The sequence below is a fragment of the Methylobacterium bullatum genome, assembly GCF_014845095.1.
GTDB lineage: Bacteria > Pseudomonadota > Alphaproteobacteria > Rhizobiales > Beijerinckiaceae > Methylobacterium > Methylobacterium bullatum.
Genome location: NZ_NKUG01000253.1, coordinates 1 through 724 on the forward strand (window position 1 = coordinate 1; position 724 = coordinate 724).

Sequence of the window (724 nt, forward strand, 5' to 3'; positions counted from 1 at the left end):
GCGCGGGTCTCTTCCTTGAGGGATTCGACCTTGGCGTCGATGACCTTCGACCCGTCGAAGATGTCGTCGTATTCGAGGAGGTCGGTCTCGAAGGCGAGGATCTGCTGCATGCGCATGGACCATTGCTGGTCCCAGGGGCGCGGCAGGCCGAGAGCCTCGTTCCAGGCCGGCAACTGCACGGCACGGGCGCGGGCGCGTTTCGACAGGGTGACGGCCAGCATCTCGATGAGGATGCGGTGGACGTTGTTCTCGGGTTGCTGCTCGGTGAGCCCGAGGCTGTTGACCTGAACGCCATAGCGAAAAATGCGCTTCTTCGGGTCGGTGATGCCGTAGCGCTCCTGGGCGATCTCGTCCCACAGTTCCGAGAACGCCCGCATCTTGCAGATCTCGGTCACGAACCGCATGCCGGCATTCACGAAGAACGAGATGCGGCTGAACACGTCGGCGAAGCTCGCCTCGTCGAAATCGGGGTCGTCGCGCACCGTGTCGAGCACTGCGATGGCGATGGCCAGCGCGTAGGAGAGCTCCTGCACCGGCGTCGCTCCGGCCTCCTGCAGGTGGTAGGAACACACGTTCATCGGGTTCCACTTCGGCACTTCCTTGGTCGTGAACAGGATCACGTCCTTGGTCAGGCGAAGCGAGGGCGCGGGCGGGAACACATAGGTGCCGCGCGAGAGATACTCCTTAATGATGTCGTTCTGCGTGGTGCCCTGGAGGCCGGCGA

At 63.4% G+C, this 724-nt stretch carries 1 protein-coding gene; it reads right to left on the reverse strand.

Annotation, left to right across the window (positions count from 1 at the left end; genetic code table 11):
- Positions 1 to 724 (reverse strand): methylmalonyl-CoA mutase family protein (locus MBTS_RS22760; protein ID WP_244973626.1); only part of this gene is annotated, 724 nt, incomplete at both ends.